Here is a 23,277-nt window from a genome sequence, read left to right on the forward strand (position 1 = left end):
AAACAGCATGCAAAGTTTGCCATTCGACATGATCGAGCTCAATCGATCATTTAAAACCAAAGAAGAAGCGATCCGCTATTGCGGTCAGAAGCTTGTAGAAGCAGGATGCGTTGATGAGGAATATATCGATGCCATGGTAGAAAGAGACAACATGTTATCTGTTTACATGGGGAATTTTATCGCGATTCCTCATGGAACAGATGAAGCAAAAAAATATGTGAAAAAATCCGGCATCTGTGTCGTACAGGTGCCAGACGGTGTCAATTTTGGTACGGAAGAAGAAGAAAAGATTGCGACTGTTTTGTTCGGTATAGCAGGAGTCGGCGATGAACATCTGCAGCTTGTACAGCAAATCGCACTTTATTGCAGTGATATGGACAATGTTGTCCAACTAGCAGATGCGCTCAGCAAAGAAGAAGTAACGGAAAATCTAGCAATTGCTTAAGGAGAGAGAAAAATGAGAGCAGTACATTTTGGTGCAGGAAATATCGGTCGAGGATTTATTGGAGAAGTTTTGGCAGCTAATGGATTTGAGATTACTTTCGTAGATGTGAATCACACGATCATTGATGCTTTAAATGAAAGAAAGGAATACGAAATCGAATTAGCAGATGAATCAAAAGAAAGAATCACTGTAAAAAATGTCAAAGGAATCAACAATCAAACAAATCCAGAAAAAGTAATCCAAGAAATCGCTGAAGCAGATTTAGTCACTACCGCCATTGGCCCGAATATCTTACCTTTTATTGCCGAGTTGATTGCAAAAGGGATCCAAGAAAGAGAAATGGAAGGAAACACAACACCTTTAGATATCATTGCCTGTGAAAACATGATTGGCGGTTCAGCATTTCTAGAAAAAGAAGTGTATAAATATCTTCCAGAAACATCATTTACTGACAAATATATCGGCTTTCCAAATGCAGCAGTCGATCGAATCGTCCCATTACAACACCATGAAGATCCTTTATTCGTCCAAGTAGAACCTTTCAAGGAATGGGTCATTGACGATAGCCAAAGAAAAAATAAAGAAATCCAATTAAAAGGGGTTTTATATGTAGATGATCTAGAACCATATATCGAACGCAAATTATTTAGTGTCAATACTGGTCATGCGACTGTCGCTTATACAGGTGCCTTGTTAGGTTACCAGACCATTGATGAAGCAATGCAAGATGCGTTAGTTGTGGCACAATTAAAATCAGTTCTGCAGGAAACAGGAAGTTTGCTGATTGCCAAATGGGGGTTTGATTCAGAGCAGCATCATGCGTATATTGAAAAAATTATCCATCGTTTCCAAAACAAATATATCTCTGATGCGATCACACGTGTCGCTCGGACACCATTACGTAAGCTAGGTTATCAAGAACGGTTTACACGGCCAGTGAGAGAACTGCAAGAACATAACTTGACTTGTCCACATTTGACGGCAACAATGGGGATTATTTTTAATTACTATGATCCTGAAGATGAACAAAGCCGTCAACTGCATGAAATGAAGATTCATGAAAACTTGGAACAATTGATCCAAGAAGTCACAGGAATCAATGATCCGAAAACAATCGGGAATATCAAGCAAAACGTGAACCGTTATGCCAAGCAAGTCGCTTAAAATAGGATACGAAAAAGGGGAATGTGACGCAACTTTTGTCACATTCCCCTTTTTCGAATAACTAGGCTGTTTGTCCTTCAAGATAGGGCAGGTCCAACTCTTTACCGTAACGTTGTTCTAAAGCTAGGCGGATCAAGCGAGCTGCTAATTTCTCATTTCTTGCAAGGATAGGTCCGTGGAAATAAGAACCGAAGACATTTCGGTAAATGACACCTTCGGATTGATCTTCCCCATTGTTTCCTTGACCTTGTACCACTTTCCCCAAAGGCCGTTCACCTTCACCTAAGAAAGTCCGACCATTGTGGTTTTCAAATCCATAATAAGTTTCATTGAATTCTTCATTATGGATGACAATGTCACCGATAAACCGGTTATTTTCCTGACTTAATGTGTAGTGATCCAGGGCACTGATACCTTGGATCTTTTCTCCGTTGGCTCCCATGTAGTAGTGACCTAGCAATTGATAACCACCGCAAATGGCTAACATGACACCATCATTTTCGATATAGTTGATCAAAGAATCTTTCTTTTTCTGGATGTCTTTTGAAATGATCAGTTGCTCAAAGTCTTGACCACCGCCAAAGAAAACCAAGTCATATTTATCAGCATCAAAAGGTTCATGTATACTAACGATCTCCGTATGGCAAGAAACCCCCATTTTTTCTGCTACATATTTCAACATCAAAAGGTTTCCGTTATCGCCATATGTGTTCATCAAATTTCCATAAAGGTGGGCGATATTGAGTTCATAATTAGCCACGATTCATTCCTCCTTTGATAAATCCTTGAGCCGCTAGTTCTTTACGTAGCTGCAATACAGCAGTGTAAGTAGCTAAGATATAGACATGTTCAGTTGGCAATTCTTTGATTTTTTCGATTACTTCTGGTAATTCTTTTGTTTCTGTCAATTTATTTTCTGGAATCCCGGCAACTTTCAGACGTAAAGTCATATCTGTATGACGGTCTCCTCCAGAAATAACGGCTGGGATATCCATATCGGCAAAGTTTTCAAAATTACCATCCCAAATCCAGCTGACATCAATTCCGTCTGCGTAATTGGCATTCAATAAAGCCACTAAAGAAAATGGATAAGGAGCTAGACCAATCATATCGATTACTTGATTGATACCTACAGGATTTTTGACAAGTACTAATGTACATTTTTTTCCATTGATATTGATGACTTCTTGTCGGCCGAACACTTTCTCGTCATATCCTAACCCTTGTTTGATTTTATCAGGATCGACATTGAAGTACTCCGCCACTGCAGTAGCTGCTAAAGCGTTGTAGACGTTATACATACCACCAACTTCGATTCCATATTCATGACCATCGATCACAAAATCTGCTGAAACATTGTCCATCCGTACCATATCAGTCAATCGGTAATCCAGTTCAGGACGTTTGAAGTCACAATTTGGACAGTAATATTTTCCTAAGTTTGCATAAGTGATCATTTTATAATGCAGGATGTGATGACAATTTGGACACAAGACACCGTCTGTATTGTAATGCGCCATTTGTTCACGATCTTCTTCATGATCAAAGCCATAATATTTTCTAGGATTAACTGTTTCGATCGAATTGAAGATCGGTGAATCACCGTTACTGATAATCGTTGCATTTGGTGACTTTGCAGCACCGTCTACAATCATTTTATAGGTCGTATAAATTTCTCCATACCGATCCATTTGATCACGGAAAATATTTGTAAATAAAAATAGTTCTGGTCTCATATATTCTGTGACTTTGCTCAAACTTGCTTCATCTATTTCTAGGACAGCAAATTTTTTCTGTCCTTTTTTTGGTTTTGCCTGCAAGAAAGTCGATACAATTCCCTGTACCATATTCGCACCAGTAGGGTTGGTTAGAACTTCATCGAATTGCTGGCGCAAAATATTGACTGTTAAAGCGGTAGTCAATGTTTTACCGTTTGTTCCGGTAACAACGACGACTTGGTAGTCTTTTGCCAAGCTATCTAATATATGTGGATCGACTTTCAGCGCTAGTTTACCTGGTAAACTTGATCCGCCTTTAAAAAAAGTTTTTAATGCCCATTGCGACGTTTTCCCAACTGCAATCGCAAAATGACTGCGTATTCCCATTATGTAACCTCCAAAAACGATTTGCTGACGAATAAATTCAACTAATCATACCATATGTTGAAAAAAAGGTTAAATTGCTTTTCTTATTCTTAAGAAAAGGTTACGGCTGAAAGTGCATGAAATCGGACAAAACCGCATGATTTAACAAAAAAACAGCTTGAAACAAAATGATTGTTTCAAGCTGCTGTGATTTTATTCCTCCTCATCGGTCTTTTCATTATTAACCAATAATGATTTTCTCACTTGGATATTCATAGCCCAGATCTCGGGTTTCTTTTGGTACGAACAGCATCAATGTATACAGCATTCCAATCCGCCCAATAAACATCAGGGCAGCAATCGTGATTTTCCCTACAACAGACAAGTCGCCGGTAATCCCTAAGGACAAACCAGTTGTTCCAAAAGCAGAAGTTACTTCGACGATGATCGAGATCAGTGTTTGTTCCTCTGTAGCAGATAAAAAAACGATACAAAAGAAACACATACCAAGAGAAAGCATAAAGACAACGACTGACTTTCGCACATCATCTTGTTCGATTCTTCGTCCAAAAATATTGATATTATCCTCACTCTTGAGGAAGGAGTATAGATACAAACCGATGATCGCTACAGTAGTTGTTCGAATCCCGCCTCCTACAGAACTAGGACTGCATCCGATAAACATCAGTAAAGAAAAAATAATCAGTGTCGTGATCTGAAAATCACCCAAATCGTGAATCTGGAGACCGGCATTACGAGTCGTAATCGAATAAAACATCGAATTGATCCATTTGACACTCATACTGGAATCTTGGAATAAATGGTCCTTTTCCAATAGATAAATTAAGATAGTTCCCGAAACGAACAAGATGACAAAAGCCAACACAGCTAATTTGGTAAACAAGGAAAAACGAAATGGAAGCTTTGCACTGGAACGTTTATATAACAGCCACTCCCGGCACTCCATCAATACAGGAAAACCAATTCCGCCGACAAAAATCAAAAACATGATCAGAATCAAGAAAAAATAGTCATGTGCAAAGGGCTTGATGGAATCCCCAGTGACGTCAAATCCAGAGTTCGTGACAGCCGATATCGCCTGATAAAAACCATAAAAAACGGCATCACGCCAACGATCAAAATAGCCTCTATAATAAAAATAAATAGAAAAGAATGTCCCAAAAAGTAATTGAAACCAGATTAAAATAGCAAAAGTGATCCGAATCAGACGGACGATACCAGACAAACGCGGTTGATTCATATCCGTCATGATCAGCTGCCGCTGTTTCAATGTGATTCGTCGTTTAGAAAAAATGACAAAAGCAGTAGAAATCATCATGATCCCCAAACCACCAACTTGAAATAATATTTCCAGCAGTATAATGCCGTTATCATTGAATACAGAATTGATATCAAAAGTCGATAGTCCAGTCACACTCACTGTACTGATTGCCATGAACAGCATGTCCACAAAAGAAACATGGCTATCTGGTTCGCGAAAAATCGGCAGATAAAATAGAACGAGTGATAAGACCGTCATCAATATATAATAAAAAACGATGATTTGGATCGATGAGAAATGATTGGCAGCAAACTTTTGTCCTCGCCGCTGCAGCCTTTGAAAGAATAAATCAACATGCACAGTACTATCCTCCTGACAATAGTCGTTTCTACCAGTATACAAGGGGAATCAGGAATACTCAAAGAAATTATTGAACAGATAACAATACAGCTTTCGATTAAAATAGAAATGGCTTATAATAAAGCAAATCCTAGAAAAAAGAAGGAGGAGGAATAACAAATTGATCAATGCCCAACAAATCGTAGAAAAAATGAAAAATCAAAAAATAAATTATGATACAGTTCTGAAAAAAATGATCATGCAATGGGAGAAAGAAGAAGTAAAGCCTAAGATATTAATACATACATGCTGTGCTCCTTGCAGTACGCACACGTTGGAATTCATGTCTCAATATGCAGATATCACGTTATTTTTTTCAAATTCGAATATCCATCCTAAAAGTGAGTATTTGCGGAGATTACATGAACAAAAACGATTTGTAGACCAATTTAATGAGAAAACTGACCATCATGTAGCGCTGATTGTTGATGAATACCGTCCAAGTGAATTCACCAAAATGGTTTTAACAAACCATCTTGAAGACGAAAAAGAAGGTGGTGCTCGCTGCAGTGCATGCTTCAATATGCGATTAGATCTTGTTGCGCAAAAAGCGCAAGAACTAGGATACGATTATTTTGGAAGTGCCCTGACGATCTCACCAAAGAAAAATGCAGCCTTGATCAATCAAATCGGAATGGATATCCAAAAGATTTACGGGACACAATATTTGCCAAGTGATTTCAAGAAAAACAAAGGCTATGAACGCTCTTTGCAAATGTGCAAAGAGTATGATATCTATCGCCAATGCTATTGTGGTTGCGTGTTCGCTGCCAAGCAGCAAGGATGTGATCTGAAAAAAATCAATCGGGAAGCAAAAGCTTACTTAAAAACATCGACCGTAGTTTTTGATGAAAATTAAAGAAATCTTTCGGAAAAACGTAAGAAAAAAATAAAGAATTTATGATAGAAATAAGGTAGACTGTATAATTTGTCCGTAGTAAAGTAAGGAAACAAGAATAAATTTCAATGAAGGAAGAGATAAGATGCGAAAAGTAGCACCTATTTTGAAGCCAATCGCTGTATTAACAATCTCGACGATTGTCGCGACTACTACAGGTATTGTGAATAGTTCCAGCTACCGTGCACCAAGTTCAAGTTCTAGTACTGTAGAAGAAACAACACCAACTACTTCAGTCTCGACATCTGAACCAACAACAACGGAAAGTTTGAATGAAACCACTACGACAAGTACATGGGACGATACAACAACTAGTTCGTCGTATGATGAGACATATACAACTGACAGCTCAAGCGAAACAAGTAATACGATACAAGATGGCACTCCATCGGATTCAACCAATCCAAGTACAAGTCCGGATACAAGTGCTAGCTCCGAAACGATACCAAGCAGTACGACTGTAGATGATAACACGCAAAATGATGATGCAGCACGTACAGCACAGCAAAACCAAGATTCAGGAAATACCCAAACGTATAACCAGCAAGCAGGTGATTCTCAATGACATTTTTACTAGACCTTATCAACGGGGTGCATAAATTCCTTGGCTATTTAGACATCAGTCCTAAATATCTTAACCGTGGATATACGATTTTAAGTGTGATTCCCACGCTTTATTTATTGAGAATTGTTTATGGACTTTGGCAAAACCAAAACTATCTTCAATTTTTCTTATATGGACTTGCATTTCTAGTGCTTGTTTATTTTACTGTTTTAAATGTATTTTATTACTTTTTAGATAAAAACACGAAAGCCGATGTCACGCAGCTTTTTGTGAAGTATTTGCCTGATGAAGCGTTCAACATCCAGACAGAAGAAACGATCAATAATGGAAATTCGATCGATAAAGTGAATACACAAGAGGTCATGGTTTCGTATGACGAAGATTACCAATTGAAATTAGCCGAGAATATGCGGTATTTGATTGGAAATGGTGAGATCAAAACAAATGAACTCGGTCGCATGGATGGATTTTTGGTCGATAGAAATACGTTGTATCCTTATTACTATGTCAAGAAAACAGGTGAGAAAGAGTATGTTCTAAATATTGGACGAAGCTACTCGGACATGGAAAAAGTAGGGACCATTCGACTGAGTTCAACAGAAGACACATTGGAACCTGTCGGATTGTTCATCGTTGGCGGTGATTTTGTCAAAGACGGGTTGCGTTATCATGAGCCTTATCGCCTGAAATTAATTGCAAAAAAAGCACAATCACAAGAAGAACAAGTTGTTTATAGTCGGAGCCAAAGAAGAAGACATTCATAAGGGGATGTGACATGACTTTTGTCATGCCCCTTTTTTATATAACGAGAAAAATAGAACGAACACGTCACTTATTCTTTCCTTTCATTTATAAACATTGTAGAATAAAGAGAGTACAACGAAATATCGTAAAAAAATGTAATAAATAACGAGGAAATATAAGTAGGAGGTAAGCTGTGAAAGAATTTTTGAAAAATTGGGGGATTCTGATCCTTGTATTAGCGGCTATTTTATTAGCTAGAGTGTACGTGTTTACACCAGTCACTGTAAACGGACATTCGATGGACCCTACATTAAGTGATGGACAACGACTGATTTCATCTAAAATCTCGAACTATGAACGAATGGATATCATTACTACGAAGGAACCAGGGGATGAAGAACGAATGATCGTTAAACGAATCATTGGTATGCCTGGGGACACAGTCAAGATGGAAAATGACCAATTGACCATTAATGGCAAAAAGTATGATGAGCCTTATCTAGATAAGTTCAAAAAAGAATTTTCAGAAGATAAGTTACAAGGAGAGTATGCTTATAGTTCAGGGTTCCAAGCACAAGCAGAAAGCGCCTCTACCTTTACGAGCGATTTTGAATATACTGTGCCGAAAGGAAAGTATCTTGTTCTGGGGGATAACCGTTTGATTTCAAAAGACAGCCGAATGTTTGGGTTAGTCGACAAAGATATGATCCAAGGCAAAGTTGTTTTCCGCTACTGGCCTCTTTCAGAAATCAAAATCATTTGATGAAAAAATAAAAAGAAGAGGTTGTGACAGAAGTGGTCAGCTTCAAGAAATAAGAAGCTGCTTTTGGAACACCGTTTAAACGAAAAAAGAAGCTGTGACATATTTTTGTCACAGCTTCTTTTTAAGCTTTTTGGCTGATGGATAAGAAAAGCGACGCATGTTTATTCATGAATAGCTTTTCTCCACGATGAAAAGTATGACTAGCAGTAGAGACAAAGCCAGTTTTTTTCAATCGATCGTTCAATTCTTCTTGAATAAAACCATTATGGACTTTCGGATGACTGATTTGTTCATTCTTGTCAAAATCTACAATAATCAGTTGACCGCCAGGAGCTAAAAGTTCGAAAAGTTTCATGAGAATAGTCTCTGTATCAGGAATGTGCAAAAGTACGAGTGATAGAAGGATCACATCTGCTTGGACAGCAGGAAATTCGACAGAGGCATCAGCGTGGATCGTGCGGACATTTTTCAGATCTGCTGCTTGGATCTTTTCTTCTGCCATTTTCAACATAGTTTCTGAAGCATCGGCAATGATCAGTTCTTTGAATCTTTCCGCAAGCGGTAAACTCACAAGCCCAGTTCCGCCTCCGTAATCCAGCAGGACTTTTTGGTGGCTGTCGCGCGGTAGATAAGTAGCTAGTTCTTCGCGAATAATCTTGGCTAATGCTTGACGGTCAGGGGAATCATAATGGTTAGCGATGGAATCAAAAATATTTTTTGTCATCAAATAGCTCCTTACATAAAACTTTGGAATTTTAACTTATTATAGCACGTGAAAAGAAAGAAAACATGCTATACTCAATTCAAAAAGAAAGTATTTAGCGGATGTACTTATTTTTATAACTCCTAAGAATTTTCAAGGACAGAAATTTTTCCAGAAAGATGAGAGAAATGGATCGCCTTATTTAGTTCTTGTCAAAAAGTTGGAACAAAAGTAAGCAAGGGATTTGAACGATAATCTGTGCTTGATGAAAATTCTCACTGTAAAAAATGTTGAAAATCAAGTATAATACCATAGGAACAAACTGGAAGGTGAAAAAGAGCATGGCACAACTATTTTTTAAGTATGGCGCAATGAATAGCGGCAAGACGATCGAGATCCTAAAAGTCGCTCATAATTATGAAGAACAAAACAAACCAGTTGTCTTGATGACAAGCGGTATTGATACAAGAGATGGTTTAGGCGTTGTTTCAAGCCGAATCGGACTGAAACGTGAAGCAATGCCGATATTTGAAGAAACAGACGTATTTGACGTGATTCAGAACATGGAAAGCAAACCCTATTGTGTGCTGATCGATGAAGCGCAGTTCTTAAAAAAGAAACATGTCATTGCTTTTACGAGAATCGTGGATGAATTGGATATTCCGGTTATGGCGTTTGGTTTGAAAAATGATTTTCGAAACGAGTTATTTGAAGGATCAAAATATTTATTGCTTTACGCAGACAAGATTGAAGAAATGAAAACGATCTGTTGGTTCTGCCACAAAAAAGCAATCATGAATTTACATTATATTGATGGGAAACCTGTTTATGAAGGCGATCAAGTGCAAATTGGCGGAAATGAAGCTTATTACCCCGTTTGTCGAAAACATTACTTTCATCCATCAATGATTACAGAAGGAGAATAAGCATGTACGATCAATTACAATCAATTGAAGACCGTTATGAAGAGCTTGGAGAACTTTTAAGTGACCCAGAAGTGATTTCTGATACAAAGCGCTTTATGCAGCTTTCAAAAGAAGAAGCAAACACGCGCGAAACAGTCGAAGTTTATCGTCGTTATAAAGAAGTAGTACAAGGAATCACCGATACAGAAGAACTGCTTGGTGAAAAACTGGATGATGAAATGGCTGAATTAGCAAAAGAAGAATTATCTGAGTTAAAAAAAGAAAAAGAAGTCTTAGAAGAAAAAATCAAGATCCTGCTTTTACCAAAAGATCCAAATGACGATAAAAATATCATCATGGAAATCCGTGGAGCAGCAGGTGGAGACGAAGCAGCCTTATTCGCGGGTGATCTTTTCAATATGTACCAAAAGTATGCTGAAGCGCAAGGTTGGAAAACAGAAGTGATGGAAGCGAACGTTACCGGAATCGGTGGATACAAAGAAGTGATCATGATGATTACCGGAGAGAATGTTTATTCGAAATTAAAATATGAAAGTGGTGCACACCGTGTCCAACGTGTTCCTTCAACTGAATCGCAAGGGCGTATCCATACTTCCACAGCAACAGTTGTCGTGATGCCAGAAGCTGAAGAAGTAGAGATCGATATTGAAGACAAAGATATCCGCACAGATATCTATCATGCTTCAGGTGCTGGCGGACAGCACGTCAATAAAACAGCATCTGCTGTACGTTTGACTCACTTACCAACAGGGATTGTCGTTGCTATGCAGGATGAACGTTCTCAGATCAAGAACCGTGAAAAAGCAATGAAAATCTTGCGTGCTCGTGTGTATGATAAGATCCAACAAGAAGCACAAAGTGAATATGATGCCAATCGAAAATCAGCAGTCGGAACTGGGGATCGTTCAGAACGGATTCGGACATATAATTTCCCGCAAAATCGCGTGACTGATCACCGTATCGGATTAACTATCCAAAAATTAGATCAGATTTTAGCAGGGAAATTAGATGAAATCGTTGATGCATTGATCATGTATGATCAAACATCAAAACTGGAAGCTATGCAAAATGGGTAAAATGACCTATCGAGAAGTCCTGTCACGGGCTTCTTCTTTTTTAGAGGATCATGGAAAAGAAGCATACAGTATCCAATTTTTATTTTTGGAACGGAAACAATGGAAAAAACTTGATTGGCTCCTTCATATGAACGAAGAGATTTCAGAAGAAGAACAACAGTTGATCGAAACAGATCTGCGACTTCTGCTTGCAGATCATCCGCCTCAGTATTTGCTAGGATATGCAGATTTTTATGATCATCGGTTGAAGGTAACCGAAGCAACACTGATTCCTCGACCAGAAACAGAAGAGTTAGTGGAGTGGTGTTTAGACGAGACGCCTGATGTACCATTGGAAGTGATAGATATTGGGACAGGTACTGGGGCGATTGCTATTAGTTTGAAAGCAGCAAGAAAAAATTGGCATGTATCTGCTGTAGATCTTTCTGAAGAAGCGTTAGAAGTCGCGAAAGAAAATGCTCAGCACGAAGGAACGAAAATCAGTTTTTACCATGGGAATACATTGGAACCAGTACAGGATCGGCGATTTGATGTGATTATTTCTAATCCGCCGTACATCAGTCGGAATGAATGGGAACTGATGGATGAAAGTGTCCGGTCATTCGAACCTAAGATGGCCCTTTTTGCGGAGAACGATGGATTAGCTGTTTATGAAAAAATAGCAGTTGAAGCACCAAGCGTACTAAAACCAAATGGAACGATTTTTTTAGAAATCGGATTTCGCCAAGGTGAAGCAGTAAAAAAAATATTTCAGCAAGCATTTCCAGATAAAAAAGTAGCGATAAAAAAGGATCTTTTTGGTAATGAACGAATGATCCAAGTCTACAGTTGAAGTTGTGGATGAAAAAATTTTTATTTGTTTTTTTATTATAAAAAAACACTAATTTGACAAGGATGTAAACGACTTTTTGGCTTATCAACAAGTTTATCCACTATTGACAAATGGATTATCCACAGACAGTGGAAAACTTGAGGATAAAGTTGGATAAAACAAGAATGTATGAAAAAGGGGTTGTGGATAAACTGTGGAAACGAAACGTTATGATGAAACTGAATTAAAAGAGGCAGCCAAAGCACTGAAAGCAGGAGAACTTGTTGCTTTTCCTACTGAAACAGTGTATGGATTGGGCGCCAATGCTCTATTGCCCAATACTGTCAAGAAAGTGTTTTCTGTAAAAGGAAGACCTCAAGACAATCCATTGATCGTCCATGTCGCCTCTTTTGAACAAGTAAAAGAGTATGTGGACAACTTTCATCCAGAAACAGAGAAGATTGTGAAGAACTTCTGGCCTGGACCACTAACTTTGATATTTAAAATCAAAAAAGACACCTTGCCCTCAGTTGTAACAGGAGGATTATCCACAGCTGCATTTCGTATGCCGGATAACAAAAAAACACTAGAAGTAATCGAACTTTCAGGGGTTCCGCTTGTCGGTCCAAGTGCAAATACGTCGGGAAAACCAAGTCCGACAACTGCAGATCATGTATTCCATGATCTACAAGGAAAAATTACCGGGATCATTGAGGATGGAGCTACGCGAATTGGTGTAGAATCCACTGTTCTTGATTTAAGTAATCCAACAGCCATGCCTATGATCTTACGACCAGGTGCAGTAACGAAAGAACAAATCGAAGCAGTCATCGGATTTCCTGTTGCTGTTGATCAGCATCTTGTAAAAGAAAATGAAACACCAAAAGCGCCTGGGATGAAATACAAACACTACTCACCCGATACACGTGTTCTGATGGTCAGAGATGGCGATTGGTCAATTGCAGTTCAATGGGCAAAAAATAAGAAGATCCGTGCAGGTGTCATAGCAAGCCCCGAAATTGCGGATCAAGTGCGGACAGATACTGCAGCTGTTTATATGTATAACGACAACTCAGTAGAAGCGGCGGCTAAAGGATTGTTTGCAGGTCTAAGAGGATTAGATGAACCAACACTTGGATTAGATTTGATTTTTGTACAAGTATACCCAGAAACTGGATTGGGGAATGCTTATATGAATCGCTTGAAAAAAGCAGCTGGGCAAAATTATTTTGAAAAATGATCAATTGGTTATTGCCGCATTCTTTTAGTATGATACAATGCTATCAAGTAAATCTTCTATCAGTGAACGAAAAACGAAGTGTAAATAGAAGAGATACGAATATTTGGCAATTTGTTTTTGATGGGAAAAATAAAATTGTAGGAAAATAAAAAGGAGCTGTTGTTTGTGGTAGATTACAAAACGTTTGACCCTGATCTTTGGGCTGCGATCGCCAAAGAAGAAGAAAGACAAGAACATAATTTGGAGCTGATTGCCTCTGAAAACTTTGTCTCCGAAGCAGTGATGGCTGCGCAAGGAAGTATTTTGACAAATAAATACGCAGAAGGTTATCCAGGGCATCGCTATTATGGTGGATGTGAATTTGTCGACATCGTTGAAAATTTAGCGATTGACCGTGCAAAAGAATTATTCGGAGCAAAATTTGCGAACGTCCAACCTCACTCCGGCTCTCAAGCCAACACGGCTGCTTATCTCGCTTTGGTAGAACCAGGGGACACGATCTTAGGAATGGATCTTTCCGCAGGCGGACATCTAACACATGGATCACCAGTCAACTTCAGTGGCAAAACCTATCACTTTGTTGCTTACGGTGTTGATCCGACAACAGAAGTTATTGATTATAATGTGGTACGTATTTTAGCTAGAAAACATCAACCAAAATTGATTGTAGCAGGTGCCAGTGCTTACGGACGAACGATCGACTTTGCGAAATTCAGAGAAATTGCAGATGAAGTAGGCGCAAAACTGATGGTAGATATGGCACATATCGCAGGATTAGTAGCAGCAGGACTTCATCCTAATCCAGTTCCTTATGCAGATATCACAACGACTACCACTCACAAAACATTGCGCGGACCTCGAGGCGGCATGATTTTGACAAACGATGAAGCATTAGCGAAAAAAATCAATAGTGCGGTCTTCCCTGGTATTCAAGGCGGACCTCTAGAGCATGTGATTGCTGGGAAGGCAGCGGCATTCAAAGAAGCACTAGATCCTGCATTTAAAGAATATAGTGAACAAATCATTGCCAATGCAAAAGCAATGGTCAAAGTATTCAATCAAGCAATCGGAACAAGAGTCATTTCAGGAGCGACAGATAATCATCTGATGCTGATCGATGTTCGTGAGTTAGGTATAAATGGAAAAGAAGCAGAGAGTATTTTGGACAGTGTGAATATCACGGTAAATAAAAACTCGATTCCTTTTGAAACACTAAGTCCATTCAAAACAAGCGGCATCCGAATCGGTACACCAGCAATCACTACTCGCGGATTCAAAGAAGAAGATGCTGTAAAAGTGGCTGAATTAGTTGTCAAAGCATTACAAGCAAAAGGCGACAATGCTCAACTAGACGAAGTCAAAACAGGTGTACGCGAATTAACTGAAAAATTTCCATTGCACAAAAAATAAAAATTTAAATTCCATATAAAACAGAAAAGTTCAATGCTGGACTTTTCTGTTTATTTTTTTGGAGAAAACGGATTCTTTGACAATATCGATGATGCTCTCTAGTATATGAGATGTAATTTTAGTCTTCACATTAAATCTCAGGGAGGAAAAGTCATGACTGATCGTATCTCGTTAGAAAAGGAAGCCATAGCATTCAGTGATGCAAATGCACCTCATCCGCGAATCTATGAACTAGCACCGGAAGAAGGAAGAGCATTACTGGAAGAAGTACAAGAATCACCTGTGAACAAATATTCCGTTGATATTGAAGACTTGATGGTAGATACTGGCGAATGGGGAAAAATCAATATTCGTTTTGTACGACCAGAAGGAAATATAGATAAATTACCAGTTATTTTTTATATCCATGGAGCTGGTTGGGTCTTTGGCAGTGCTCAAACCCATGATAAATTGATCAGAGAACTTTCGGTCCGCACGAATTCTGTCGTTGTCTTTCCAGAATATAGTCGATCACCTGAAGCGAAATATCCAACAGCAATTGAACAAAATTATGCTGTGTTGCAACAGCTGAATAAATTAGCCAAGTCAAAAAATCTGGATCTCGAGAATCTAATTGTTGCAGGAGATTCAGTAGGTGGTAACATGGCTACAGTCATGACGATCTTAACAAAAGAACGAAAAGGGCTCCCAATATCTAAACAATTGCTGTATTATCCAGTTACCAACGCTGATTTTGATACAGATACCTATCATGAATTCGGAGAAAACTATTTTTTGACGAGAGATGGAATGAGATGGTTTTGGGATCAATATACGACGAATGAAGAAGAACGTGCTGAAATCACAGCTTCGCCTTTGAGAGCAGACCTGAATGAACTAAAAGATCTACCTCCAGCAATGATTTTGACAGGAGAAGCGGATGTATTAAGAGAGGAAGGCGAGGCTTATGCACGCAAACTTCGTGATGCAGGGGTTCCTGTTACACAAGTACGCTTCCAAGGAATCATCCATGATTTCGTCATGGTAAATGCTATGGATCAGACAAAGGCAGCGCGTGCAGCAATGGCATTATCTACTTCTTGGATCATGGAAAAAGAATAAGCTTTGCTTGTCAGCAGGAAAACTTCTTTTCAAAAAAGGATTTTCTTAGGAAAAATGGCGAGTTTGACTAGTCAATCACTTGATTTTGTTTTACAATTAAAAAGAAACGACAGAACAAAGGAGAGCTTAAAAAATGGGCAAATTTCAAGTGATCGATCATCCATTGATTCAACACAAACTAACTATTATTCGGGACAAAAACTGCGGAACAAAGGTTTTTCGTGAAGTAGTCGATGAAATCGCTATGTTGATGGCATATGAAGTATCACGGGATATGCCGTTGGAAGACATCGTGATCGAAACACCGATCACTGAAACAACACAAAAAACGTTGTCCGGTAAAAAAGTAGCGATTATTCCAATCTTGCGTGCAGGTATCGGAATGGTTGATGGTATCTTGGAATTGATTCCAGCTGCTAAAGTGGGCCATATCGGTCTTTATCGAGATGAAGAAACATTTGAGCCACATGAATATTTCGTCAAACTTCCAGAAGACATTGATGCACGTCAGTTGTTTGTAGTAGATCCAATGTTGGCAACAGGCGGATCAGCAATCATGGCAATCGATGCATTGAAAGAACGTGGCGCGTCGAACATCAAATTCGTTTGTTTGGTAGCAGCACCTGAGGGAGTAAAAGCTTTGCAAGAAGCGCATCCTGATATTGATATCTATACAGCTTCTCTAGATGAAAAATTGAATGAACATGGTTATATCGTTCCTGGACTAGGGGATGCGGGTGACCGTTTGTTTGGTACAAAATAAGTGAAAATGAAAAAGGATGTGACACAACTTTTGTCACATCCTTTTTTGGTCATTTTTAATGTTTGAGGCAGAGCAGCTTTTTCACAGCTTTCGTTTGTATATAAAAAAACCATCCCAAAAATGCAGAGATGGTCAAATTCAAATCTTTTTAAGTTCTTTGTAGTTAACGATTACTACACCCTTGCTTTGCGTCATCAAGTTCGCATTTTCTGCAGTTTCATCAATCTCAACAACAGCGGAATTTTTCAATTGTTTTGAAATCGTTCCAGTTTGCGGCTTGCCGTGAATCGTGAACATTACGTGAGTATTGATCTTGAATTTTTCACCAATTTCCGATGGTACGATAGTTGTATCAAATTTTCCAAAAGTTGCCATTTTCATAAAACCTGCCTTTCACATCAATTATACCACGTTTTATGAAAAATATCATGAAATTAAACTAATTTTCCATCGAACTCTTTACAATCAGCCAAATAGAGTATATAATTTCTTTTGGATAAGGCCAGCTTAGCTCAGTTGGTAGAGCAACGCACTCGTAACGCGTAGGTCGTAGGTTCGATCCCTATAGCTGGCATAAAGCAAAAGACAGATACCCTGATCGGGTATCTGTCTTTTTTCTTTATGTCTGTGTGATTTAAAAACCATTAAAAATAGCGTATACTTTGTTTATAGAATGTAGTGGGGAGAAATATATTTCTGGGAGGAAATCGTGATGTCTAAAAGTGAAGAAATAGAAAACATGGTACTAAAATTATATGATCTCGTTTTAAATCCAGAGATCAATGAAAAGGAACGTATACTTCTGATAGAAGCAAAAACAGGCTTAGAAAAAGGTCAGTATTATCCTAAAGTCATGAATAATTTGGAACGTAGTTTACGTCCGTTAGCAATCAAGGGAGAATTGTCTAAACCAGTCTCACCGTTTTATATGGAGATATCAACAATAGGAAAATTTGAAAAAGAATTAGGTCGAGGAATGGCTTCGGCACCGATTACTTTTGGGCATTTATAAAAATGGATTATTCATCTCAATGAATTAAAAAGTAGCGTCAATCACAGAATACAGGCTAAGTTCGTTTATTTGAACAAAGTCTGTATTTTTTATATTGTGTTTTATTCTTTATTTAACATAAAAAACAGCTGTTATAAAATAATAATGCTAATTAAAAGAATATTTTATGCAACTATAGTTATTTATGCACGTTGCATTTTTGTAAGTTAAAAATTGGAAATATAGATTGAAAAAATGAAAGCAATAAGTAAAATAAAATGAATATATGCGAAAAAATAATTTACATTAGGAAAAACCTTGTAAAAACAGTTTTTTGGCATATTTATTTTTTATAAATATTTGTAAAATAACTATCAATTTTTTAGTTAAAAGATTGGAAATGAGTGGGGGAGGAATTGAAGAAAGGATTTTTGAGAGATGATATGGTAGGTTTTATTTTTAGTTAAAATAGGGGAGATAGAAAAAATGAAAAAGTGTAGAAATATTATTTTATCAATGTTATTTATTATTACTAATATAACATCACTGATTCCTGTTCATGTCTATGCGGATGCAGGCAGAGATATCAGCAGTAATGTCACTTCGTTGACCGTGGATCCAACGAATATTACAGATGGAGGAAACATAAAAGTAAAATTCTCGTTTGACGAAAAAAAACAAGACATCCAGCCAGGTGATTATCTTTGGATCAATTGGCCAAGTGAAGGAAATATTCGCGGTGAAGGATTTCAAAAAGAAATCCCATTAATGATTGAAAATAAAAATGTTGGAACTTTAACGGTCAGAAAAGATTCTGCACAGGTTGTATTTAATGAAAATATTAAAAACATAGACTCAGTAGAAGGTTGGGGGCAATTTGAGATACAGGCCAGAAACGTAACCGATACTGGTGAAGAAAATACGGGGCCATTCACCGTGATGAGCGGTGACAAAACGGCTACTGTAAATGTGACAAAGCCAGCTTCTGGTTCTTCTTCTAGCGTTTTTTATTATAAAACAGGAGACATGCTTCCTGAAGATACTGAGCACATTCGATGGTTTTTGAATATTAACAATAACGGCACTTACGTTGAACAACCAGTTAAAATCAGTGATGAAATCCAAAGTGGACAAAGATTAGATCCAAGTACGTTTGAAATTAATCAAATACACTTAGGTGAACAGAAAGTTTACAGAGGAGAAGAGGGAATCCAACAATTTTTACAAGATTTCCCCGGTGCTACATTTGATTTTTCAGTAAATGATAATTACATTGAAATAACTATACCAAAAAACTTTGTCAATCTTAGAACAATAATGGTGAGTTATAAGACGATTATAGAAAACCCAGAACAAACAAGTTTTGAGAATCATTCGAAAGCTTGGTATAAAGAAGTTAATAAACCTGCTGTTGATGGAGAAAGTTTCAATCATACAGTTAAAAATATTTCAGCTTCTGGTGGAGTCAACGGTACAGTTAGAGGCGAATTGAAGATTTTCAAATATATCAATGGCACAGAGATTGGTATCCCAAATGTGACTTTCGAATTAAGACGAGCAGATGAACAGCCTATTCAAGGACAGTCTAGTATCCTATTGACTTCGAATGAACAGGGAGAAGTTAGTATCAAAGGTCTGCAAGTAGGAGATTATGTTGTAAAAGAAAAAGAAGCACCCAATTGGATTGATTTTGATCCACTAAGTTCAAATGAGCTCAAATTCTCCATAAACGAAAATGATACAGAGGGAGTCAGTTTACCTATTTATAACAAGAAAAAGGTTACGAACATCACAGCAACTAAAATTTGGAACGGTGGAACCACTCCCAGACCAAGTATTTATTTTAAATTATTCAGAGCAAGTACAAACAATTGGGAACCAGTTCCTGATGCAGAAACAAAACGATTAGACAATGGAATAACTTCAGTGACTTGGGAAGATATCCAACAGTATGATGATAGCGGAAACGAATATACGTTTAAAGTGCAAGAAGTAGACCAAAACGGAAATGATTACGTCCCTTCAGGTTATCAAAAAATTGAAAACGGGCTAGTCGTTACCAATGAGAATAAAGAAGTCATTTCGGTCTCAGGACAAAAAACATGGGAAGACAATGAGAATCAAGACGGCAAACGACCGACAACAATCACAGTGAATCTATTAGCCGATGGCCAACCGATCCAACACAAAGAAGTCAGTGAAAAAGATGATTGGCGCTATCATTTCACAAATCTGCCAAAATACCAAGACGGGCAAGAAATCATCTATACTGTAACGGAAGACAACGTGCCAGAATACAGTACGACGATTGAAGGGTATAACATCAAAAACAGTTATACACCGGGTAAAACTAGCCTAAGTGCTACTAAAGTATGGGATGATGGAAATAACCAAGACGGGCTACGACCTCAAAGTATCCAAGTCCAGCTGTATGCTAATAACCAAAAAATAGGCGAAGCAGTAGAACTGAGCGAGGAGAATCACTGGACAACCACGTGGAACGAATTGGCGGAAAAGGCGAAAGGTCAAGCTATCACTTATCGAGTGGAAGAGCTGACCAAAGTAGCTGGCTATACCAGTGAAGTTAAACAAACAAAGGATGGAAACATCATTATTACCAATACCCATGTGCCAGAAACCAAAGAGGTCTCAGGACAAAAAACATGGGAAGACAATGAGAATCAAGACGGCAAACGACCGACAACAATCACAGTGAATCTATTAGCCGACGGTCAACCGATCCAACACAAAGAAGTCAGTGAAAAAGATGATTGGCGCTATCGTTTCACAAATCTGCCAAAATACAAAGACGGGCAAGAAATCATCTATACAGTAACGGAAGACAACGTGCCAGAATACAGTACGACGATTGAAGGGTATAACATCAAAAACAGTTATATACCGGGCAAAACAAATATAGCTATACCAGGTAACCACATAAAACCGTGGAAAAATTTTCCAGAGAAGACAGAGAGAGAAAAAATTAGAAATCTATTCTCTCAAAAATTGCAAATATTTGCTCATACAGGGGAATCTAGCGAACAAAGAACCAATTATATTAGTAAGAGAGCTGTACCTAAACAGATAACAAATAAATCAAAAAGCATTCTTCCTAAAACAAGTAGTAAAAAATCTAGTTTTGCTGTAATCATTGGTTTATTGATAGTAACTATCTGTACAGGGATATTCTTACAAAAATATAGAAAAGTTTAGTTAGAATAATTTTTGTTATTCAGAATATAATATTTCTTGTTAAATATGACTGAAAGCAAAAGAATAAAATTCCGCTTTATAATTGAAAAGAGCGTGGGACAAAAGCAAAGAACACTTTTGTCTCACGCTCTAGACACGTATAAACGGCGGAAGCAGAAGCAACTCCTTCGGAAATAAGCTGAAATTCACAAAAATTTGAAAAGCAATTTTCGTGAATTTCTTCTTATTTCTTGGAGTTAAACGCTTCTGTCCCAGCCTCTTTTCGTAGAATCAATAAATATGGATTTGGCTAACTATGGAAGAATACTCTAGTTTTCAGCGTCCATACTAGTTGTTACATTGTTTGATTGGCTAAAAGAATTTCTGATATATTTTGTACTAAATAAAGAAAAAGACGCTTGGATTGGGAAATAAGAAAACTACTCTATCATTACAAATTTTCATAAACTGGCAGATGTTCTAAGTAAACAAGTATCTTTTCAAAGTCGGAAAAATCCATGATCAACGTAGTGGTATTGATATTTGGATGAAAGCCTACGGTATCTTGACGATCAATAGCAGCATCGATCACGACTTGGATTTTTTTCTCTTTGTCGTGCATCAATGCTAATGGAGTCACTGTACCTGCTGGAACGCCTAGGAGGTCAGGAAGCTGTTCTTCAGAAACAAAAGATAAGCGCTTTTCTTTTAATTGTTCAGCTAGTTGTTTTAAATCGGCATGCTTTTCATCAGGCAAGATGACAAGATAGATTTTTTTTCCTTTTCTTGATTTCAATAATAGATTTTTTACTTGCGGACCAGGTAGGGAAAAAGGGACATTTTTGACTGACGTAATCGCAGGATGATCGACTTTTTGAAAAGAGATATCCAGTTTTTTTAGTAGTTCATAAGCTTCTTGTTCGGTTGCACGACTCATCGCGCATCACCCTCCTTTTTTTATTAGTGTATCATAAAAAAGAGTTGACAAATGAAAAATAATCATGTAAATTACACGTAAAGTTAAAACAAATGACATCGAAAAGAAGAGTAGCAGTTAGGTGTTTTTAGAGAGTCTCTGGTTGGTGGAAAGAGGCAGCAGTTAACCGTGAAACACATCTTGGAGTCGATTTTCTGAAGCGTATAGTAGGAAAATCCGGGGAGCCCGTTACAGCTGCGGTCGTTGCTAGATGACCAGATAAGGCTGGCTTTTCCGTGAGGAGCCGGTAAAAAAAGGTGGAACCACGTGATTAACGTCCTTTGATCTTCGGATCAAAGGACTTTTTGTTTTCATCTGATTTGCAACGACTGTGTGAGGTTTTTTCTGCAAGGAAAAAATAAACAGAGGTGGAACCACGTATAATACGTCCTCTTGGCATTTGCCAAGAGGATTTTTTTATTTTAAAGGAGGAAAAGAAGATGGAGTATTTAATTGAAGTTATGCCGCAATTATTAGTAGGAGCACTCACAACATTGAAATTATTTTTATTTACCTTGATTGGCTCGCTGCCATTAGGGATTATTTTAGCACTAGGATTGTCCTTGCATTTTAAGCCCCTACGCTACTTTCTTCAAACATATGTATGGATCATGCGGGGAACGCCACTATTGTTACAGCTGATTTTTGTTTTTTATGGTTTGCCGACGATTGGGATCGTTTTTGATCGATTCGAAGCAGCACTCATTGCTTTTATCTTGAACTATGCCGCTTATTTTGCAGAGATCTTCCGTGGAGGGATACAATCGATTCCTCAAGGTCAATATGAAGCAGCGCAAGTTTTGCAATTAAGTCCCTTCCAAACGGTGACGAAAATCGTCATCCCGCAAGTAACAAAGATTGTTTTACCTTCTGTAGGTAATGAAGTTATCAACTTGGTCAAAGATTCTTCCTTGATCTATATATTAGGTTTAGGTGACGTAATGCGTGCCGGGAAAATCGCGATGGAACGCGACGCGACTTTACTGCCTTTGCTAGGCGTGGCAATCATCTATCTTACATTGACTGGTATTCTAACAATCGTAATGAAACAAGTTGAAGGAAAATTAAATTATTACCGCTAACTGATAGGAGGAAGAAATATGATTGAATTGAAGAAAGTGAACAAAGCATTTGGTGAAAAAGAAATAATCAAAGATTTGGATCTAATCATTCCAGATGGGAAAACATTAGCTATCGTAGGTCCTTCCGGTGGCGGTAAAACCACACTTTTACGTATCTTGGCTGGCTTAGAAAGCTCTGACAGCGGAGAATTTTATTTAGACGGTGTACCGTTCAATCCATTCGAACTTAAAATGAAAGAACAAGTTGTAGGAGTCGTATTCCAAGACTTCCAGCTATTTCCACATCTGAATATTTTTGAAAACATTACCTTAGCACCGAAAATGGTATTGAAACAGACAAAAGAAGAATACACCAAAAAAGCAGAAGAATTAGCGGCTTCATTAGGGATTAGCGATTTATTGAATAACTATCCTTATCAGCTTTCTGGCGGACAAAAACAACGGGTAGCGATTGCCAGAGCATTGGCCATGAATCCGAGGGTATTGGCTTATGATGAACCAACGAGTGCTTTAGATCCTGAGTTGCGTCAGCAAGTCGAGCGTTTGATCCTATCATTGAAAGAAGACGGGGTAACCCAAATCATTGTCACCCATGATCTCGTATTTGCAGAAAATGTCGGTGATCAACTATTAAAAGTTTCCCCAATTCGTTAAGAAAGGAG

23 protein-coding genes, 1 tRNA gene, 2 pseudogenes and 1 other annotated feature are annotated in these 23,277 nt (G+C 38.0%); of the genes and pseudogenes, 20 read left to right on the forward strand and 6 right to left on the reverse strand.

Annotated features, from left to right (window positions below; all coding sequences use genetic code 11):
• Nucleotides 1-7 precede the first annotated feature (7 nt).
• Together AB3I00_RS10145 and AB3I00_RS10150 are read left to right on the forward strand one after the other, a co-directional pair.
• Nucleotides 8-445, forward strand: a complete 438-nt coding sequence (locus AB3I00_RS10145; protein ID WP_002291499.1) for a PTS sugar transporter subunit IIA — start codon at nt 8-10, stop codon at nt 443-445.
• A 12-nt stretch (nt 446-457) separates the two neighbouring features.
• Nucleotides 458-1,609, forward strand: a complete 1,152-nt coding sequence (locus tag AB3I00_RS10150) for a mannitol-1-phosphate 5-dehydrogenase (RefSeq protein ID WP_368025162.1) — start codon at nt 458-460, stop codon at nt 1,607-1,609.
• Between the two features lie 61 nt (nt 1,610-1,670).
• Here AB3I00_RS10150 and AB3I00_RS10155 read toward each other — a convergent pair whose 3' ends face one another.
• From AB3I00_RS10155 to AB3I00_RS10165, 3 genes are all read right to left on the reverse strand, one after another.
• Nucleotides 1,671-2,369, reverse strand: coding sequence for a type 1 glutamine amidotransferase (locus AB3I00_RS10155; protein WP_002315738.1), 699 nt, complete (start codon nt 2,367-2,369; stop codon nt 1,671-1,673).
• Nucleotides 2,362-3,714 (reverse strand): MurT ligase domain-containing protein, encoded by a 1,353-nt coding sequence (locus tag AB3I00_RS10160; RefSeq protein ID WP_368025163.1) that lies wholly within the window; start codon nt 3,712-3,714, stop codon nt 2,362-2,364. Before AB3I00_RS10160 ends, AB3I00_RS10155 begins: the two co-directional genes overlap by 8 nt.
• Nucleotides 3,715-3,934: 220 nt before the next feature.
• A complete protein-coding gene (locus tag AB3I00_RS10165; protein WP_070703963.1) occupies nt 3,935-5,335 on the reverse strand; it encodes a TrkH family potassium uptake protein in 1,401 nt (466 codons plus the stop codon).
• Nucleotides 5,336-5,495: 160 nt separating this feature from the next.
• Between AB3I00_RS10165 and AB3I00_RS10170 the strand changes: the two genes are divergently transcribed.
• The 4 genes from AB3I00_RS10170 (at nt 5,496) to lepB (ending at nt 8,344) form a co-directional block, all read left to right on the forward strand.
• A complete protein-coding gene (locus AB3I00_RS10170) occupies nt 5,496-6,233 on the forward strand; it encodes an epoxyqueuosine reductase QueH (RefSeq protein WP_070770169.1) in 738 nt (245 codons plus the stop codon).
• Between the two features lie 124 nt (nt 6,234-6,357).
• The gene (locus tag AB3I00_RS10175; RefSeq protein WP_368025164.1) at nt 6,358-6,837 is read left to right on the forward strand and encodes an A-agglutinin attachment subunit precursor; all 480 of its coding nucleotides are present in this window, start codon (nt 6,358-6,360) and stop codon (nt 6,835-6,837) included.
• Nucleotides 6,834-7,601, forward strand: a complete 768-nt coding sequence (locus AB3I00_RS10180) for a DUF6681 family protein (protein ID WP_002291511.1) — start codon at nt 6,834-6,836, stop codon at nt 7,599-7,601. Before AB3I00_RS10175 ends, AB3I00_RS10180 begins: the two co-directional genes overlap by 4 nt.
• A gap of 173 nt (nt 7,602-7,774) precedes the next feature.
• Nucleotides 7,775-8,344: a signal peptidase I gene (gene lepB / locus AB3I00_RS10185; protein WP_002316795.1), complete on the forward strand. Its 570-nt coding sequence runs from the start codon at nt 7,775-7,777 to the stop codon at nt 8,342-8,344.
• 121 nt (nt 8,345-8,465) lie between these two features.
• On the opposite strand, the gene AB3I00_RS10190 is transcribed toward lepB, so the two are convergent.
• On the reverse strand, nt 8,466-9,068 hold the full coding sequence (locus AB3I00_RS10190) for a class I SAM-dependent methyltransferase (protein ID WP_002315741.1): 603 nt from the start codon (nt 9,066-9,068) through the stop codon (nt 8,466-8,468).
• A gap of 320 nt (nt 9,069-9,388) precedes the next feature.
• Here AB3I00_RS10190 and AB3I00_RS10195 point away from each other — a divergent pair, with 320 nt between their 5' ends.
• From AB3I00_RS10195 to upp, 7 genes are all read left to right on the forward strand, one after another.
• A complete protein-coding gene (locus AB3I00_RS10195; RefSeq protein ID WP_002291517.1) occupies nt 9,389-9,973 on the forward strand; it encodes a thymidine kinase in 585 nt (194 codons plus the stop codon).
• Nucleotides 9,974-9,975: 2 nt separating this feature from the next.
• Nucleotides 9,976-11,049, forward strand: a complete 1,074-nt coding sequence (gene prfA, locus AB3I00_RS10200; protein ID WP_002291519.1) for a peptide chain release factor 1 — start codon at nt 9,976-9,978, stop codon at nt 11,047-11,049.
• Nucleotides 11,042-11,881, forward strand: coding sequence for a peptide chain release factor N(5)-glutamine methyltransferase (prmC, locus tag AB3I00_RS10205; protein WP_002291522.1), 840 nt, complete (start codon nt 11,042-11,044; stop codon nt 11,879-11,881). Before prfA ends, prmC begins: the two co-directional genes overlap by 8 nt.
• A 193-nt stretch (nt 11,882-12,074) precedes the next feature.
• A complete protein-coding gene (locus AB3I00_RS10210) occupies nt 12,075-13,100 on the forward strand; it encodes an L-threonylcarbamoyladenylate synthase (protein WP_368025165.1) in 1,026 nt (341 codons plus the stop codon).
• Nucleotides 13,101-13,265: 165 nt separating this feature from the next.
• On the forward strand, nt 13,266-14,510 hold the full coding sequence (gene glyA / locus AB3I00_RS10215) for a serine hydroxymethyltransferase (RefSeq protein ID WP_002291533.1): 1,245 nt from the start codon (nt 13,266-13,268) through the stop codon (nt 14,508-14,510).
• Nucleotides 14,511-14,663: 153 nt separating this feature from the next.
• Nucleotides 14,664-15,611 carry an alpha/beta hydrolase gene (locus tag AB3I00_RS10220; protein WP_033650198.1) on the forward strand — a complete coding sequence of 316 codons (948 nt, stop codon included), beginning with the start codon at nt 14,664-14,666 and terminating at the stop codon, nt 15,609-15,611.
• A gap of 133 nt (nt 15,612-15,744) precedes the next feature.
• Complete coding sequence (gene upp / locus AB3I00_RS10225) at nt 15,745-16,374, forward strand: uracil phosphoribosyltransferase (RefSeq protein ID WP_002291540.1); 630 nt, start codon at nt 15,745-15,747, stop codon at nt 16,372-16,374.
• Between the two features lie 138 nt (nt 16,375-16,512).
• Here the strand turns inward: upp and AB3I00_RS10230 are convergent, their stop codons facing one another.
• Nucleotides 16,513-16,755: a hypothetical protein gene (locus AB3I00_RS10230; RefSeq protein ID WP_002291542.1), complete on the reverse strand. Its 243-nt coding sequence runs from the start codon at nt 16,753-16,755 to the stop codon at nt 16,513-16,515.
• A gap of 120 nt (nt 16,756-16,875) precedes the next feature.
• Here AB3I00_RS10230 and AB3I00_RS10235 point away from each other — a divergent pair.
• From AB3I00_RS10235 to AB3I00_RS10255, 5 genes and pseudogenes are all read left to right on the forward strand, one after another.
• Nucleotides 16,876-16,948 (forward strand) — tRNA-Thr (locus AB3I00_RS10235).
• Between the two features lie 138 nt (nt 16,949-17,086).
• The gene (locus tag AB3I00_RS10240; protein ID WP_002291543.1) at nt 17,087-17,386 is read left to right on the forward strand and encodes a bacteriocin immunity protein; all 300 of its coding nucleotides are present in this window, start codon (nt 17,087-17,089) and stop codon (nt 17,384-17,386) included.
• Between the two features lie 465 nt (nt 17,387-17,851).
• Nucleotides 17,852-19,726 (forward strand): annotated as a pseudogene (gene acm, locus AB3I00_RS10245) (collagen-binding MSCRAMM adhesin Acm); the annotation flags it as partial.
• Nucleotides 19,727-19,735: 9 nt separating this feature from the next.
• A pseudogene (locus AB3I00_RS10250) lies at nt 19,736-20,248 on the forward strand (Cna B-type domain-containing protein); the annotation flags it as partial.
• Between the two features lie 123 nt (nt 20,249-20,371).
• The gene (locus tag AB3I00_RS10255) at nt 20,372-20,578 is read left to right on the forward strand and encodes an LPXTG cell wall anchor domain-containing protein (RefSeq protein WP_368025185.1); all 207 of its coding nucleotides are present in this window, start codon (nt 20,372-20,374) and stop codon (nt 20,576-20,578) included.
• Between the two features lie 430 nt (nt 20,579-21,008).
• Here AB3I00_RS10255 and AB3I00_RS10260 read toward each other — a convergent pair whose 3' ends face one another.
• Nucleotides 21,009-21,494, reverse strand: coding sequence for a prolyl-tRNA synthetase associated domain-containing protein (locus tag AB3I00_RS10260; protein WP_002293342.1), 486 nt, complete (start codon nt 21,492-21,494; stop codon nt 21,009-21,011).
• Nucleotides 21,495-21,583: 89 nt separating this feature from the next.
• Nucleotides 21,584-21,929 (forward strand) — a binding site (T-box leader).
• A 44-nt stretch (nt 21,930-21,973) separates the two neighbouring features.
• On the opposite strand from AB3I00_RS10260, the gene AB3I00_RS10265 reads away from it, so the two are divergent.
• Together AB3I00_RS10265 and AB3I00_RS10270 are read left to right on the forward strand one after the other, a co-directional pair.
• Nucleotides 21,974-22,615: an amino acid ABC transporter permease gene (locus AB3I00_RS10265; protein ID WP_002293344.1), complete on the forward strand. Its 642-nt coding sequence runs from the start codon at nt 21,974-21,976 to the stop codon at nt 22,613-22,615.
• A gap of 18 nt (nt 22,616-22,633) precedes the next feature.
• Nucleotides 22,634-23,269 (forward strand): amino acid ABC transporter ATP-binding protein, encoded by a 636-nt coding sequence (locus AB3I00_RS10270; RefSeq protein WP_002293345.1) that lies wholly within the window; start codon nt 22,634-22,636, stop codon nt 23,267-23,269.
• Nucleotides 23,270-23,277: the final 8 nt, after the last annotated feature.

This window comes from Enterococcus sp. C76, assembly GCF_040886985.1.
Taxonomy (GTDB): domain Bacteria; phylum Bacillota; class Bacilli; order Lactobacillales; family Enterococcaceae; genus Enterococcus_B; species Enterococcus_B lactis.